Source organism: Providencia sp. PROV269 (assembly GCF_028477785.1).
GTDB lineage: Bacteria > Pseudomonadota > Gammaproteobacteria > Enterobacterales > Enterobacteriaceae > Providencia > Providencia rettgeri.
On the sequence record NZ_JAMPLV010000001.1, the window covers coordinates 170,175 to 184,693 of the forward strand.

The 14,519-nt window shown below is 39.0% G+C and carries 11 protein-coding genes and 2 pseudogenes; 5 read left to right on the forward strand and 8 right to left on the reverse strand.

The window, feature by feature from the left end:
• Positions 1 to 18: 18 nt before the first annotated feature.
• Both focA and PR683_RS00760 read right to left on the reverse strand, forming a co-directional pair.
• Positions 19 to 876 carry a formate transporter FocA gene (gene focA, locus PR683_RS00755; RefSeq protein ID WP_109911032.1) on the reverse strand — a complete coding sequence of 286 codons (858 nt, stop codon included), beginning with the start codon at positions 874 to 876 and terminating at the stop codon, positions 19 to 21.
• A 462-nt stretch (positions 877 to 1,338) separates the two neighbouring features.
• Complete coding sequence (locus PR683_RS00760; protein ID WP_272581621.1) at positions 1,339 to 2,112, reverse strand: IclR family transcriptional regulator; 774 nt, start codon at positions 2,110 to 2,112, stop codon at positions 1,339 to 1,341.
• 345 nt (positions 2,113 to 2,457) lie between these two features.
• Here PR683_RS00760 and PR683_RS00765 point away from each other — a divergent pair, with 345 nt between their 5' ends.
• Genes PR683_RS00765 through PR683_RS00775 form a run of 3 tightly spaced genes read left to right on the forward strand, consistent with a single transcriptional unit; the run spans position 2,458 to position 6,336 of the window.
• Positions 2,458 to 3,351 carry a dihydrodipicolinate synthase family protein gene (locus PR683_RS00765; RefSeq protein ID WP_117162152.1) on the forward strand — a complete coding sequence of 298 codons (894 nt, stop codon included), beginning with the start codon at positions 2,458 to 2,460 and terminating at the stop codon, positions 3,349 to 3,351.
• Between the two features lie 51 nt (positions 3,352 to 3,402).
• Positions 3,403 to 4,716 carry an MFS transporter gene (locus PR683_RS00770; RefSeq protein WP_117162151.1) on the forward strand — a complete coding sequence of 438 codons (1,314 nt, stop codon included), beginning with the start codon at positions 3,403 to 3,405 and terminating at the stop codon, positions 4,714 to 4,716.
• Between the two features lie 24 nt (positions 4,717 to 4,740).
• Positions 4,741 to 6,336: a UxaA family hydrolase gene (locus PR683_RS00775; protein ID WP_196718686.1), complete on the forward strand. Its 1,596-nt coding sequence runs from the start codon at positions 4,741 to 4,743 to the stop codon at positions 6,334 to 6,336.
• A gap of 67 nt (positions 6,337 to 6,403) precedes the next feature.
• Here the strand turns inward: PR683_RS00775 and ycaO are convergent, their stop codons facing one another.
• The gene (gene ycaO / locus PR683_RS00780) at positions 6,404 to 8,158 is read right to left on the reverse strand and encodes a 30S ribosomal protein S12 methylthiotransferase accessory factor YcaO (protein ID WP_272513414.1); all 1,755 of its coding nucleotides are present in this window, start codon (positions 8,156 to 8,158) and stop codon (positions 6,404 to 6,406) included.
• A gap of 194 nt (positions 8,159 to 8,352) precedes the next feature.
• Here ycaO and ansB point away from each other — a divergent pair, with 194 nt between their 5' ends.
• Entirely contained in the window at positions 8,353 to 9,396 is a 1,044-nt protein-coding gene (ansB, locus tag PR683_RS00785; RefSeq protein ID WP_109911037.1) for an L-asparaginase 2, read from the forward strand.
• Positions 9,397 to 9,493: 97 nt separating this feature from the next.
• Here ansB and PR683_RS20350 read toward each other — a convergent pair.
• Positions 9,494 to 9,616 (reverse strand): annotated as a pseudogene (locus tag PR683_RS20350) (SDR family oxidoreductase); the annotation flags it as partial.
• Positions 9,617 to 9,669: 53 nt separating this feature from the next.
• Positions 9,670 to 9,816, reverse strand: a pseudogene (locus PR683_RS20355) (oxidoreductase); the annotation flags it as partial.
• A 563-nt stretch (positions 9,817 to 10,379) separates the two neighbouring features.
• Here PR683_RS20355 and chiP point away from each other — a divergent pair.
• Positions 10,380 to 11,777 (forward strand): chitoporin ChiP, encoded by a 1,398-nt coding sequence (gene chiP / locus PR683_RS00795; protein WP_109911038.1) that lies wholly within the window; start codon positions 10,380 to 10,382, stop codon positions 11,775 to 11,777.
• A 176-nt stretch (positions 11,778 to 11,953) separates the two neighbouring features.
• Here chiP and PR683_RS00800 read toward each other — a convergent pair whose 3' ends face one another.
• The 3 genes from PR683_RS00800 to fldA all read right to left on the reverse strand — a co-directional run bounded on the left by PR683_RS00800 (position 11,954) and on the right by fldA (position 14,390).
• Positions 11,954 to 12,487, reverse strand: coding sequence for a bactofilin family protein (locus tag PR683_RS00800; RefSeq protein ID WP_004909525.1), 534 nt, complete (start codon positions 12,485 to 12,487; stop codon positions 11,954 to 11,956).
• Between the two features lie 656 nt (positions 12,488 to 13,143).
• Positions 13,144 to 13,593, reverse strand: a complete 450-nt coding sequence (gene fur, locus PR683_RS00805) for a ferric iron uptake transcriptional regulator (RefSeq protein ID WP_004256285.1) — start codon at positions 13,591 to 13,593, stop codon at positions 13,144 to 13,146.
• A gap of 269 nt (positions 13,594 to 13,862) precedes the next feature.
• Positions 13,863 to 14,390: a flavodoxin FldA gene (gene fldA / locus PR683_RS00810; protein WP_004256261.1), complete on the reverse strand. Its 528-nt coding sequence runs from the start codon at positions 14,388 to 14,390 to the stop codon at positions 13,863 to 13,865.
• Positions 14,391 to 14,519 lie beyond the last annotated feature (129 nt).

Here is a 14,519-nt window from a genome sequence, read left to right on the forward strand (position 1 = left end):
AGTGTGTGTCAGTGGCTATTAATGTTTTTGGCCACTACGTAAATGCATAAACCAATAAATGAGGCCGACTAAAATCGCGCCGCCAATAATATTTCCGATAGTAACTGGAATTAAGTTATCTGTAATAAAGTTACCGACTGTTAGGTGTGAAAATTGATCAGGAGACATATTTATTTGAGACCAATATTCAGCAGGTGCAAACTCTTTAATCATAATACCTAATGGGATCATGAACATGTTTGCAATACTATGCTCAAAACCACTCGCCACAAACATCGCGACAGGTAACACTAGAACGACCAGTTTATCAGTTAAACTACGGCCGGAGTAACTCATCCAAACGGCAAGGCAAACCATTAAGTTTGCTAAAATTCCTAATGCAACCGCTTCAATAAAGGTATGGTGCAATTTATGGCTGGTGGTTTGTAATACATTTAATCCCCATTGGCCATTGGCTGCGGTGTATTGTCCTGCAAACCAAATCAGTGCAACAAAGAACAGCGCGCCAATTAAGTTACCAATATAGACATTAAACCAGTTGAGGAACATTTGCCCCCAAGTGATTCTACCTGTGGCTTTTGAGACGATAGTGAGTACGGTGGAGGTGAAAAGGTCTGCACCACATACAACCACTAACATCAGGCCTAAGGAGAAACAAATCCCGCCAATAAGTTTAGTGAAACCATAAGGCGCTTCAGCTGCCCCGGTTGTTGCCGTGATATAGAATACAAATGCGATAGAGATAAAAATACCGGCAGTGAATGCTGACAAGTAAGTAATTGCAGGATGTTTATTTGCCTTATAAACAGAGGCATCATCTGCGACTTGCGCCATTACAGCTGGTGGCAATAAATTAAAAGGGTTGTCAGCTTTCATACCAACACTCTCTTACAAAGTTGATTAATTATAGCACGCAATAATAGTAACAAAGGGGAGAATTGATAAATTTGATATGGATCATGAACTCTCTAGAGAGAGTGGTGAAAACGGTTAATTTAATGTTAAATTACAACTTATCCATTTGATAAATAAGGTTTAAATATTTTTTAAAATTTATATAAAATTTTTATAAAGTCAGTTTTGGCCAGCAAAATAAGTAAAAATATACGCGTAAATGTTAACTATTTAAGATGAATATGATCTCTTTGGCATATAATTTAACTTATGTTTGCATAATGCCCTAGTTAATTAGGGGAGATTCCGATATATATTCCTTAGCCAAACCATATTTTTGCAATATTTATCTAACAATTATGCAAATAATAAAAGATTAATATAAATTAATCGATAAATTAAAGTGATATATCTTAATAAAACAATCCGTTTTTAACGTTGTAACTAGGTATAAAATTCAATATTGTCAAGAGTGTTTAGTTCTTGCTCAATACGTTCTCGACTAGTTAAGAGCGTTTTGATGACTTGGTTCACTTTGGGTTCATCGATGCGGAAGGTTGGGATAGACACACTGATTGCCGCAATGATGTTATTGCGTTGTCGTAATGAGACAGCATAACAAATGGTTTCTTCATCAATTTCTTTATTATCAACGGCATAACTATTTTCGCGAACCGCGTTAAGCTGTAGGCGCAGTTCAGCCAAAGTTTGCACGCTGTATTGGGTTAACGGAGTAAAACCCGAAGGATAAAGTTCGGAAATTTGCTGGTCACTGTAGCTAAAAATCATAGCCTTACCCAGTGCCGAGTAAATCGCAGGCAAACGAGTTCCAATATTAGAGATTAATTGGACCTTTTGCGCCGATTGAACTTTATCAATGTATAACACATTAGCACCGTCTAAAATCCCCATTTGGCACACTTCATTGCATTCATCAACGATATGCACCATTTCCCGATGAACCATTTTTAGCCAATAGGATTTTTCGAAAAATGAGCGGGAAAGAAGCGAGCAGGCGATACCTAAATAATATAGCTGGCTATTATCATCGTAATTAATATACCGATGTTCAACCAATGTTTTTAAGATAGGATAAATCGTCCCTTTTAATATTTGTGTTTTATCAGAAAGTTGCGTCAAAGAAAGCCCAGTATTTTCAGCCGATAAAACTTGCAGTATTTCTAATACCCGAATTGTCGGCATGTGCCCCGTAGACATTAAACCACCTCCCTGATTAATTTTGTCGCTATTCTAGGTTTAAAATACCACTATGTAAATCATCTCAGGAATACGTTTAATCTCAAATTGGTCACTCTTAATAATGGGTAAAGTCATCCAAAAGGCGTGACCTTGCTCAAAATTTAGCAATAAAAAAATTATTCTTTAGTTAGCTTTATGACCACTTAATCCCTTCAAATATCTTTTTAATCAGATTATTACATAAAATTTTCATATGAGTTGTATGAATTTGACTCAATCAATGATTCATGATTTCTTGTTTATAGTTTTTATTTATGAATATAGTTTGTATATATGAACATCGGTAACGAGGAGATTATCAGTATGGAAAGTCGTTATATCACTCCAGTAGTGACCATTTTTGATGACAAAGGTCGAGTGGATATAGAACAAAATATACGTGTTTATGACTCATTGAAGGGCAAAGTCTCCGGTTTTGTCACTATGGGAAGCACGGGGGAGTTTTTTGCGCTCAATATGCAGAGCTCAAAAAAACTCATCGACCTATGTGGTCGTTATCCCAAGGAGGAAATGCGTGTTTATGCAGGGGCAAGCCGCCTTGATGTGGAAGAGTCGATTGAATTGGCTAACTATGCATATGAAAAAGGAATCGATGGGGTGATGATTATTAGCCCATATTATTTCCCGCTAGATGATGAAGGTATTTTTCGTTTTTACAGTGCGATAGCAGCAAAAACATCTGCTAACATTTTCATTTATAACTTTCCTGAACGAACAGGTTATTCTGTCTCCCCTGATGTTTGCCTACGTTTAGCGGATAAATATCCCAATATCATCGGATTGAAAGATACCATTCCTGACACGACTCATACCGCCCAAGTGATTGAAACGGTGAAATCACGCTTGCCTCATTTTGAGGTATACGCAGGTTACGATAATAACTTTGCTCATGTGGTGTTATCGGGGGGAAATGGGTGCATTGGTGGGCTTTCAAATATTGTGCCGCAATTTTTTGCATCATGGATGCAGGCGTTTACCCAAGGTGATTTAGCGTTAGTGGCAAAACACCAGCAACGAGTAGACCAATTGATGGCTATATATGGCGTCAATGCGCCATTCATCCCAACCTTTAAGAAAGCGTTGCAGCTAAAAGGTGTGGTTAATTCAGATTATTGTACAGCACCATTTATTGGGTTGAACAATATACAGATTGAGCAACTTCAGCAGTTGTTAACCCTTGCTGATTCACCGCTCTGACCTTTCCTGAATCAAACACAATAGAACATCTTACCAACAGGGAAAAATATCATGGCGACAACTAAAGCTTATAACAATCCTGTTTTAAATTCTGCGATAGCCAAATCGTGGAAACGTTTAGTACCCCTGATGTTTATTTTGTATTTTGTTGCATTTATTGACCGAGTCAACGTAGGTTTTGCGAAAGATGCAATGCAAGTCGACATTGGTTTATCTGATTCAGCGTTTGCTTTTGGTGCCGGTATTTTCTTTGCTGCATATGCGCTATTTGGCATTCCCGCTAACTTAATTTTAAACAAAATTGGTGCGCAAAAGTGGCTGAGTATTACCACGGTAATCTGGGGCGTTCTGTCGGCAATGACAGGTTTTATCACCAATGAAACGCAATTTATAGTTTTGCGTTTCTTGTTGGGACTTGGGGAAGCTGGCTTTTATCCAGGCATTCTATTATTAGCCTCAATTTATTTCCCCAATAATGTACGTGGGTCTGTAATTGGGATCTTTGTTCTAGGTGTACCTTTGGCATTGACACTGGGTTCGCCATTATCAGGCGCGTTACTGGAATTGCATGGCTGGTTAGGCCGGCCAGGTTGGTTCTGGATGTTTGTCATTGAAGGACTTCCTGCCGTTGTGATTGGTATTTTTGCTTTCTTTTATTTGGATGATAGCCCTGAAAAAGCCCGTTTTTTAACCGAAGAAGAGAAAAAAGCGCTAACTGAACAATTAGCCAAAGAAAATGCAAAAACTGAAACCACATCGGTATTATCTGCACTAAAAAATATCAAAGTTTGGCACCTTGCACTGATTTACGGCACGATACAAATTTCAGTATACGGTTTGATGTTCTTTCTGCCTTCCCAAGTTGCGTCCTTAATGGGGGAAAGTTTAGGTTTTAAACAATCCTTAGTTGCTGCCATACCTTGGGCTTGTTCTGCATTCGGGGTGTATTACATTCCTCGTTTTGCTGACCGCCATCCAACTCGTCGCATCGAAATCTCAGTGCTGTGTATGTTAGCCGCAGCATTAGGTTTGGCATTGTCAGCATTTGCAAGCCCTGTTTTTGCTATTGCAGCATTATGTTTAAGCGCTGTTGGTTTTTTATCCGTTCAACCAGTGTTTTGGACGTTTCCTCCTCAGTTATTAAGCGGCCCTGCATTAGCAGCAGGAATTGGTTTCTGTACCACCATGGGGGCATTTTGTTCATTCCTCGCGCCAATCATTCGCGTGGAAGTCGATAAAATGATGAATAGCAATACCGCAGGTATCGTGACATTAGCGGTGATCACCGTAGGTTGTGCCGTCTTAATCGCATTACTTAAAAAAAATACGCATAACAAGAATCTCAACGCATTGTCATCTAACTAATGACAATTTTTAGGAAGGTGTGACATGCAAAAAATTCTCAAAATTGATGAGAGCGACAACCTAATTGTTGCCTTAAAGGACTTGCAAGCAGGGGATATTTATCACTGGGGAAGTGAAGATGTGATCCTCGTGACTGATGTTAAAGCAAAGCATAAATTTGCCATGGAAGCGATACCCGTTGATGGCATTGTTTCTATGTATGGCACAGCAGTAGGAAAAGCAACAAAGCCAATTGCAAAAGGTGAAGTTATCACAGTCGATAATATTCGCCACTATGCAGCCCCAGTTTCTTTAGAACAAGATGCACCGTACGAGTGGAATGCACCTGATGTATCTGCATATCAAGGACGCACATTTAAAGGCTATGTACGTGAGGATGGGCGAGTAGGAACCGCAAACTACTGGTTAATTTTTCCATTGGTATTTTGTGAAAACCGCAATGTAACAAAACTTACAGACGCCTTAAATGAAGCATTAGGTTATACCAATAATAGTTTGAAAAATTTTGCGTTGGATTTAACAGCTGGTGAGCAAGGGGGAACGGCAAAACCTAAATTATTCCCACATATAGAAGGTGTACGATGTATTACGGTCACGAGTGGTTGTGGTGGAGCGACCTCTGACAGTAAAACGATGTGTGATGTGCTTGCTGCTTATGCGGACCACCCTAATGTCATCGGTATTACGGTATTCAGTTTGGGCTGTGAAAAAGCACAGCGTAAAATGTTTAAAGAGTCACTTGTTGCTCGTAACCCTAATTTTGCTAAACCTGCACTTTACTTTCGCCAGCAAGAGTGGAGTAGCGAAGAAGAAATGATGCAAACAGCATTGAAGCAAACCTATGAGTGCATGAAGGCCGTCATACCGCAATCTCGTGTGGACGTTCCGTTGTCTCATTTAAAACTCGGTGTGAAATGTGGCGCTTCTGACGGTTTTTCTGGGATCTCGGGTAACCCTGCGATGGGGCTAGTTTCTGATTGGCTAGTGACTTTGGGGGGCGCATCAGGGTTAGCTGAATTTCCGGAATTATGTGGTGCAGAAGGGGATATGGTGAAGCGGTGCGTCTCTTTTGAGGATAAGAAAAAATTCTTAGATTTGATGGAACGTTATGAAAAAACAGCGAATTTCTTTAATACTACCATTGCCGATAACCCAAGTCCCGGCAATATTGCGGACGGGTTAATAACCGATGCGATTAAATCGACCGGAGCGGCTAAAAAGGGCGGAACCTCACCGATTAGTGCGGTGTGTGACTATGCGGAGCCGATGCCTGACAGTGGGTTATCCTTAGTTTGTACGCCGGGTAATGATGTTGATGCAGTCACAGGACTTGTTGCTGCAGGGTGTAATGTGGTTATTTTCTCAACAGGGCTTGGCACTCCCACAGGGAACCCGATTGTACCTGTTTTAAAAATATCGACGAATAGTGCCATTGCAGAGCGCCTATCGGACATAATTGATTATGATTGCGGGCCAATTATTGATGGGGTTCCATTACCGACAATAAGTAAAGGGCTATTTGAACGGGTAATTGATACGGCAAGCGGTGACTATCAGGTCCAAGCGGATCGCCTAGAACAGTTTGATTTCTTATTATGGAAACGTTCATTGGATTTATAATTAATATAAACCAATAAAATGTAAAAATGTTGACGGGGCAAGTTCCCCGTCAACGATTTAATTCACATTATGCATTATCACGCTTTGCTTTTTGCAGCTTTTCATAAGCAGCCAGCAAAGCTTGATGCGCAGGAAGTGCTTTAAGTTCTTCGTCAATAGACCACAAGCCATAGAAGCATGATTCCCCAGCGATAGCGGCTGATGCAGCATCTACTGCCTCTTGACCATACATACGCACAAAGGCGTTGTAGTATTGCGCAGGGTCACGTTCTTCTTCTTGAGATAACAACAACAGGGTTTGCAAGCAACGATAATAATTTGCGCGCTCGGCAGTAAATACTGAGCTATTGAAGTCTTGTGTCCATTCAACCCAAGCAAGTGCTTGTTCAAGATCACCACCCGCTAGTGCCAACATGGATTTTAGTTCACCAATACGCAGGTTACTCCACCCATTGTCTTTACCTACTGCCAAACCAAGTAATTCACGAACACGGGTAAAATCATCTAAACCGTCGTCATCTAATTGCTCGATAAGGGCAAGATAGTCTTGTTTTTCCCATTGGCTATCAGGTAGGTTGATAATGGTGTCGCGTAAATAAGCGCCCATCGCGTTATTGGCGATATGTAAGTCTTCAACTGGGTAAATATCAGACATACCTGGGACTAAGATTCGGCAAGCGTAGACACCCAAGTGGTTATAATCTGCAATATAGACTTCAGCATCTAATGTATTGAAAATACTGATAAGTGTTGCAAACTCTTCTTGAGTTGTGCCTTTAAAGCTCCAATCTGCAAAGACATAATCGGCATCATCTTTAAACAGATCCCAGCTAATTAAACCGCTTGAATCAATAAAGTGAGTTTCAAGATTCGTGTGCTCAGCCACTTCTTCGTCATCAAAGGTCGGTGCATTAAACACATCGAGGTCTTTTAAGCCACGGCCTTGCAGTAATTCCGTGACGGTACGCTCAAGGGCAACACCAAAGTCGGGGTGAGCACCAAATGAGGCAAAACAAGTCCCATTTTGTGGGTTAAATAACACCACACAAATCACAGGGTACTGGCCACCGAGTGATGCGTCATAACAGAAAATTGGAAAACCTTCTTTTTCTAAGGTTTCAACCGCTTCAACTACCGCAGGGTAGCGTGCCATGACGTCTGCTGGGATAGCCGGTAGGCTAATACTTTCAGCAATGATTTTATTTTTTACAAAGCGTTCAAAGACTTCGGAAAGTCCTTGTACACGAGCTTCGTTGGCTGTATTGCCCGCAGACATCCCGTTAGAAACATAGAGATTGCCAACAATATTCATTGGAATATATACGGTTTGGTTGTCTGATTGACGGGTAAATGGCAGGGCACAAATACCGCGTTCTTCATTGCCGGATTGTAAGTCAATTAATTGGCTGGCGGCTAAGGCGTTGTCGGGGTCATAAAACTTAATCAAACGATTGTCTAATAACCCTTCAGGTAAGCTATCATCTTCGGTTAATGGGAACCATTTTTCATTAGGGTAGTGGACAAAATCCCCTTCAGCAATAGATTTACCTAGGTAGAAATCCGCAAAGAAGTAATTCGTTGATAAACGCTCAAAATACTCACCAAGCGCTGAGGCTAATGCAGCTTTCTTGCTCGCCCCTTTACCATTAGTAAAGCAAAGTGGGCACGCTTTATCGCGGATATGTACAGACCAAACGTTAGGTACAGGGTTTAACCAAGAGGCTTCTTCAATATCAAACCCTAATTTCTTTAATTTGGTTTGAAATGCATCAATGGAATCTTCAAGAGCGGCATCTTTGCCGGGAATAAAAGTTTGGCTCATTGTCAGTCACTTGTGAATAGAGTGTTTCAAACGGGCTATGATACGGATTTTTGCTGCAAGCCTCACGCTTTTTATTCATTCATAGATAAATCATCTTAAAATTCATTATTTATCCTAAAATAATTGTATAGGTCACATAAAATTCAGCACAATTCCACATAATAACCGAAGTTTATTAATGAAAGGAAAATAGGATGAAAAACAGAAATAAAGCGCTTTTGGCGACATTGGTTTCACTGTTTGCCGTATCCGCTATCGCTCAACCGAATATTACGGTATTGGCGACAGGGGGAACGATAGCAGGTGGTGGTGATTCAGCCACATCCTCCAGTTACCAAGCGGGTAAAGTAGGGATTGATGCTTTAATTAATGCGGTGCCAGAAACCAAAAAAATCGCTAATTTAAGCGGTGAGCAATTGGTGAATATTGGTTCGCAAGATATGAATGACCAAGTTTGGCTGGCACTGGCGAAAAAAATTAACCAAGATTGCGATAAAACAGATGGTTTTGTAATCACTCACGGGACTGATACTTTAGAAGAAACGGCATTCTTCCTTGATTTAACCACGCAATGTAAAAAGCCCATTGTCTTGGTTGGTGCAATGCGACCGTCAACGGCTTTAGGTGCTGACGGTCCTTTGAACCTGTATAATGCAGTCGTTTTAGCGACGGATAAGTCTGCTGGAGAGCGCGGTGTTTTGATGGCAATGAACGATAAAGTCGTGCAAGGCCGTAATGTGATGAAAATGAGCACCACTGAAGTACAAGCGTTTGATGCCGTTAATAGTGGGGCAGAAGGCTTTATTCATGATGGTAAAGTTACTTATTTCCAAGCAGCGCAACCTCGTAGTGACAAAGCGGCATTCGACGTCAGTAAGCTCGAAAAGCTCCCTGCGGTAGGTATCGTTTATAACTATGCCAATGCATCAGCAGCTCCTGTGAAAGCCTTGAGAGAAGAAGGGGTTGAAGGAATTGTAAGCGCGGGTGTGGGTAACGGTAATATGTATAAGACTGTCTTTGACGCTTTAGCAAAAGCAGCGAAAGAAGACGTGGTTGTCGTTCGCTCAAGCCGTGTACCAACAGGGTATACGACAAGAAATGCCGAAGTGGATGATAACTTATATGGTTTTGTTGCTTCAGAAAGGTTAAATCCGCAAAAAGCGCGCGTATTGCTGCAATTAGCCTTAACTCAGACTAAAGATCCTCAGCAAATTCAGGCATTATTCGAAAAATATTAATTATCAAAACGAGTATTTATTTCATACAGCGGGGTGCAGTAGCCTGTACCCCGTTAGTTTTGCTGTGACAATAAGGCAATATTATTGAATGCTCGAATTACACAATGTCATCGATAACGCCACCATCAACACGTAAGGCTGCACCGGAAGTCGCTGAGGCTTGTTTAGAGCAGGTATAAACTACCATATTCGCGACTTCTTCGGCAGTCGCTGAGGCTTGTTTAGAGCAGGTATAAACTACCATATTCGCGACTTCTTCGGCAGTCGCTGCAGAGAAACGGCATCATTAACACGTATATTGTTACGGCCATTAATCAAAACTTCTGCGCCACAATTAGCGAGGCCTTTAGCAATTGCATAACCAATTCCAGCTGTTGATGCACTGACTAATGCGCGTTTGCCTGTTAAGTCTATTTTCATTTACGAACTCTTTATATTGAAAAGGAGAGTTCATAATAGCAAATGATAATGCGGTGCTTTTCTTAATAATGCTGTACATTTTATTTGATTATTTATTGAGAAATTTTATAGCTGTGTATGTTATTTTTCAGCATAACAACATTTATCCTAATTATTTGACTCAGTAATCTGATCTATTTTAAGGCAATTAGGTCAATGTGGTGATAGAACTTAGCGAATTCCTGCAGAATAGACGAAATTAAGGAACAATTAGTTAATTTATTGATTTTTTCTTAAACACTTCCTTATACGTATCCCATGCATATTTTTTATATTTATCAATCAATTACTTTTTATTTTTAGCAAGGTCATCATCGGTGATAATGACAGTTAATTAAAATTAATGTGCCGTTGATCATATTTTGGCAACAAAGCCTGTATCTGTGTTGATAATTCGCGTTGCAAAAAATAGGCTAAATACATCGCAAGAGATATAACTCATTGTGAATATTTAGATTTAAATGGAAAGTTAAATCGTATTTCGGCCGAAAAATAAAATTAAAAAATATTAGAGGAATACAAGAATGGTTAATAAAAATGTCAATACTGGCAGGAAATTGCTCGTCTTAAAAATTGCAATAGCAATGCTTCCTATTGGTTATCAACCAATCATGCATGCGGAGCAATTTATTGAAGATTCAAAACTTACAGGTGGCCTTTACTACTGGCAACGCGATCGTTCACGTAAAGATTTAGACCCAAATAGCGATAAATATAAAAAGTATGCGGATAATCTTAAACACTCAACATTTAATGCCAGTCTTGATTTCTCATCCGGTTATTTTCAGGACATCATCGGGCTAGATTTAGCGGGTTTTACCGCTATTGAGTTATCTAATAGTGGGCCAGCTGCACCCAATGAAATCGGCTTTAGTGATGCGAAATCACGTTGGGATGAAAAATGGACTGGAGATCGTAGTGGTGTGACTTTTTATAAGGCTGCTGCAAAATTGAAATATGGCCCTTTCTGGGGTAGAGGTGGCTATATTCAACCTACTGGTCAAACTATACTCGCATCCCACTGGAGCTATATGCCGGGTACATATCGCGGATTAGAGGTAGGCGGGGTGTTTGATTTTGAGCAAAATGGTGAACTTAGCATGTCCTATATGTGGACTGACCGCTATAAAGCACCTTGGTACCGTAGCATGTATGACTTTCGTGAAGCGGATGGTGAAACTGGGATCAGTTATTTACACTCAATTGGCTTTAAATATGACTTTAAAAACAATTTAGTCTTAGAAGGGGCATATGGGCAAGCTAAAAGCTATATGGATCAATATTTTGCCAAGGTTTCCTATGCAGTTCCTGTTGTTGACCGTGACTTACGTATGTCTTATCAATTTTATGGTGCAAAAGATAAGGTTTCAGGCGGTGGAGTTAACGATGTTTATGACGGTTTAGCTTGGTTGCAAGCGATGACACTAGGCTACACTTACGATGAATTTGATTTTAAATTAGAAGGAACCTATGTAAAAGCCAAAGGTAACCAAGGTTATTTCCTGCAGCGTATGACCCCCGGTTGGGCAACATCAAATGGTCGCATGGACATTTGGTGGGATGGCCGTTCGGATTGGAATGCTAATAATGAAAAAGCCGTTATGGCCGGTGTTATGTATGATTTAAAAAATTGGGACTTAGCTGGATGGAAGGTTGGAACCTCATATATTTATGGATGGGATGCTAAACCAAGTACTAATAGCCAATATGCTCAGGATGTACGCTTAAAAGAAAGTGCATGGAACTTTGATATTTTATATACCGTACAATCAGGTCGAGCAAAAGATACGCTATTTAAACTGCATTTTACCAAGTATGATAACCATACAGATATTCCGAGCTATGGCGGTGGTTACGGAAATATCTTCCAAGATGAAAAAGATATTAAATTTATGGTGATGATGCCATTCACGGTATTCTAATTAGTAAAATCCTTTAGTAGCAATGACTGCTATAAAGAAACCATAGCAGTCATTTGCCCTGATAGCTAAAGGCTTACCATATATTTTTAATATTGAATGGAATATTAAGACAAGAATAAACACTTATATTAAGAGTTAAAAATAAGGTGAATTTATTCACCTTATTTTATTTTTGATTACAAGGATGCGTTATTTACACTTTCATTGAGTATAAGGGTATCTTGTTTTAATTTATCTTTTAATACGGTAACTTTTTCTGATTGATGGGGTGGGTTTTTAACTTGTGCTTGGCCAGATAAAATTCCCCCTTTTTTAATTGATAAACTACTGTAATGGATAGTACCGTGGATTTCCCCATTATTTTCAATACAAATAGTATCAGATAAGCATTCACCTTCAATACGACCATTAACCACCAGTTCTTTGCAGGTGATATTTCCCGTAACTTGGCCGTTTAACATAACTTTAACCGTATTTTCTTTTCCTGTTATATTTCCAATGACTTTCCCATAGATATGCACTTGCTCATTAGACGTAATATTTCCTTCAAAAATAACGTCCCTAGAGATAATCGTATTCGATTTTTCTTCACTAATAGTCGGAGTTGACAGTGTTATTTGTTCTTCTATTTTTGTAGTCACTTCAGGCTCATTACTTATAGAAGGGGACGTCGCTGTAGGCGTGGGCTTGTTTTGTCTTTTGGTGAACATTTTACTTACCTTTTTTTGATTGAAGTATACGATCAAGAACAGTATTGATAATACAAACGAAAATAAGGTGATAGACGAATAGCTAAAAAACCACCCTATTAAAGTAAGAAACCAGAAGAAAAAACTTGTATTGAGAAAAAGATAGGTTTTTTTCATCAGTTAATCTCTTACAAATTACTCAAGTACTCAAGTACTCAAGTACTCAATTAGTTTAGTCAATAAATGTAATTACGCATTTAAATGATGATTTAACGTTATGACTACATTTGGATCATTAACTCTCTAATTTGGAGTTGAAATTATAGCAAGGTAATTAAATAATTTTAAATAGTATGAAATGTTTGGAATCATCTATGATGTTATTTATATACCACTTTGATATGTAAAGTATTATTCTAGATAACGGAATATATTTATCTCTGAAATAATATAAGGGTTTTGATTTGAATTGCAACTATTATAGTTTTTATAAAAATCTTGCATTGTTGCTAAAATACAGTGATAAATAATTGTGTTTAAGTTACTTACTAACAATTATCACTAATCGAGTAAAAAAGGGAATATTAATACTTAAAATAAAAAACCCCGATAAAATTGTATTATCAGGGTTTTGGCATTTTTAACCATGATGTTTCATCAACGATGGTTGAATACTATTACTCTTTTGCTTCGTGTGCGTCAGCATTGTCACGGCAATCACCATCTGCGCAATGACCATATAGATATAAACTATGGTTAGATAGTTTAATGCCATGGCGAGCAGCGATATTCTTTTGGCGGGTTTCAATGGATTCGTCAGTAAACTCAATCACTTTTCCACAATCTAAACAGATTAAATGGTCATGGTGATGTTGCTGAGTTAGTTCGAATACAGATTTACCACCCTCGAAGTTGTGACGGGTTACGATACCGGCATCATCAAACTGGTTTAACACGCGGTATACAGTTGCTAACCCGATCTCTTCACCCATATCGATCAGCTTTTTATAGAGATCTTCCGCACTGACGTGGTGGCACTCAGGCTCTTGAAGTACTTCCAAAATTTTTAATCTTGGAAGAGTGACTTTGAGTCCAGCATTTTTCAATGCTTTATTGTTGTCTGTCATGCGGGTTTGTCCTGTATCTTAAATCATAAATTTAACAATAATGAGACATTTTTAACATCAATACAGTTGTCTTCTAAACTGATTTACAATTATAGGCATGGAAAATAAAAATAGAAACCATGCATTGTCTCATTATTTTGATAATCTCTTGAGAACCTATCCTATTAGGATACCTTATCGGTTATTTTAGACTACGCCACTGGCTTAGGGGGGTCATTTTGTGTAAGACAGTGGTGTAATCTATGGGTAAGGGTTCTTTATGTAGTCTATCAGCCTAAAATTTCAGCTAAAGACATTTCTTCAGAGATTTGTTTTACCCATGCATCAACACGTTCATCAGTTAGCTCAGGTTGACGATCTTCATCAATAGCTAAACCAATAAAATGGTTGTCATCTGCCATGCCTTTGGATACTTCAAAGTGATAACCTTCTGTTGGCCAGTGACCAACAATAACAGCACCACGTGGTTCGATAATATCGCGGATCGTACCCATAGCATCACAGAAATATTCAGCGTAGTCTTCTTGGTCTCCACAACCAAATAAGGCGACAAGTTTACCTTCGAAATCAATCTCTTCGAGAGTAGGGAAAAAATCATCCCAGTCACATTGGGCTTCACCATAATACCAAGTTGGAATACCAAGAAGTAGAATGTCAAAAGCTTCAATATCTTCTTTGCTGCATTTCGCGATATCGTGAACTTCTGCTACATCTTTGCCTAATCTTTCTTGGATCATTTTGGCAATATTTTCTGTGTTACCTGTGTCACTTCCGAAGAAAATGCCTATGACTGCCATAAAGTGATTAACCTCTTGTTTTTCTAAGAGAGCTAGAGGTGAAAATTCGCCTTCTATAGCCCGTTTAGAACGAAAATAGATAGAATATTACGCCTTATTTTGGCGAAAAAATGTTGCTAAGTCTGTCAA